Below are 1,418 nucleotides of genomic sequence, written 5' to 3' on the forward strand. Positions count from 1 at the left end.
CGTACCACCCGTCACCAACACCACACCGTCCGGACCGAACTCCGGACCCGTCACCTGCTCACCGGCCACCGCCCGCACCAGCCTCGGGACGTGGATCTCACCGTCACGTACGGCGATCTCGGGCTCGTCACCGCCGAGTTCGAGCGCCTCGACGAGCAGGTCCGAGCCCGCGTCGAGGTCGATCAGGCGCACGGACCGCTCGGGGTGCTCGGCCGCGGCGGTGCGGACGAGACCCCACAGCGGGGCGTGGGCGAGAGCGGTCGCGGCGGTGCCGACGGCACGGCGGGTCACCCAGACCAGCTCCGTCGCCTCCAGTCGCTCCTCCCCGAGCAGGCGCTGCAGCGTCAGCAGGGCCTCCTCGGCAGCGCGCACGGGGCCGCCCTCGACGGGGCGTGTGGCGTCGATCAGGAGTCGGGACGGCACGGTCTCGCGGGCGAGGAGCGCGTCGACGTCGGCGGCTACGTCGACGCCGAGGACCGGGCCGAGCCCGGAGCCGGCACCGAGCACGACGTCGTCGTGCTCGGCCGCCGGTCCGGCGCCGGCCGCTGCCGTACGCACGGTGCTCAGAGGTTGGAACTCGACCTGGTAGAGGTGCTCCACCTGCTCGGCGATCCGCAGCTGGTCGGAGCTCGCCTCACGCAGACGCAGTTCGCGGATCGAGGCCACGGGGTGTCCGGCCCCGTCCGCGACGCGAATCCGCGCGCTCGTAGCCGTCCGGTCGAGTTCGACCTGCACCCTCACTTCGGATCCGCCCCTGGCGAGCAGCTCGGTGCCGCTCCACTCGAAGGGCAGGACCACGGCCGCCTCCGGGCCGCGCAGTGCGGCCACCGCGTGCAAGGCCGCGTCGAGGAGGGCCGGGTGGATGCCGAACTCGTCGGGCGCGACGTCCTCCGGCAGACGGACCAGACCGAAGGCACGGTCCCCCGAGCGCCACAGCTCCCGCAGCCCCCGGAAGGCCGGACCGTAGGCGAGGCCCTGTGCCGCGAACCTCTCGTAGTAGCCGTCGAGGTCGAGCCGTTCGGCCCCGGGGACCGGCCACTGGGCGAGCGCTTCGAATCCGGTGCTGCTGTCGGAGGGGGCGTCCAGGAGCTCGCCGATCGCGTGGCGGCGCCAGACGCCGTCGAGGGAGTCCTCCGACTGGCTGTAGACGGCGAGGGAACGACGTCCGTCGGTGCTCGGGCCGACCACGACCTGGAGCCGTACCGCGCCACGCAGGGCCAGCGGCTCCGTCAGGGTCAGCTCTCCCACCTCTGCGGCGCCGACTTCCTGGGCGGTGGCGAAGGCGAGTTCGAGGAGGCCGGTGCCGGGGGTGAGGGGGGTGCCGAAGACGGTGTGGTCGGTGAGCCAGGGGTGTTCGGTGGGGGAGAGGCGTCCGGTGAGGAGGTGTCCTTCGCCGTTGGCGAGGGGGGTGACGGCTC

The 1,418-nt window shown here is 73.6% G+C and carries 1 protein-coding gene; it reads right to left on the bottom strand.

Annotation, left to right across the window (positions count from 1 at the left end):
- The coding region (locus ACZ4XX_RS40275; protein WP_468512777.1) for a polyketide synthase dehydratase domain-containing protein at positions 1 to 1,418 on the bottom strand (1,418 nt) is incomplete at both ends.

The organism is Streptomyces sp. NPDC029956, assembly GCF_055574655.1.